General features: G+C 30.3%; 1 protein-coding gene. It reads left to right on the forward strand.

Annotation, left to right across the window (positions count from 1 at the left end):
* Nucleotides 1-15 precede the first annotated feature (15 nt).
* Nucleotides 16-228 carry a hypothetical protein gene (locus V6246_RS18205; RefSeq protein ID WP_341561868.1) on the forward strand — a complete coding sequence of 71 codons (213 nt, stop codon included), beginning with the start codon at nt 16-18 and terminating at the stop codon, nt 226-228.
* Nucleotides 229-317: the final 89 nt, after the last annotated feature.

Here is a 317-nt window from a genome sequence, read left to right on the forward strand (position 1 = left end):
CCATAATCATCAAATATGGTTGATGATTATGGTAATCTTTGGATTGGTTCCTTTAAAGGAATTAATAAATATTTAGGCAGAACGTCTCTATTTGAATACAACAACCTCTCTCAAAGCAACAGCATTACTACAAGTTTAAAGAGTTTGGACTTAACCAACATTTTAGTAGGTACACGCGAAGGCCTTTTTCATTTTAATCAGAAAACAAAAGCCCATGTTAAAATTTAAAACGATATAAAGTTTATACAAACCATTACGAGAAATTATGAAAACACCGAGTTTTTAATTGCCGATAATAAAGCTATTTATAAAACTCG

It is taken from the genome of Algibacter sp. TI.3.09 (genome assembly GCF_038154905.1).
GTDB lineage: Bacteria > Bacteroidota > Bacteroidia > Flavobacteriales > Flavobacteriaceae > Algibacter.

Coding starts and splice junctions, on each gene's coding strand:
- V6246_RS18205 (WP_341561868.1), top strand. CDS start 16: ATGGTTGATGATTATGGTAATCTTTGGATTGGTTCCTTTAAAGGAATT.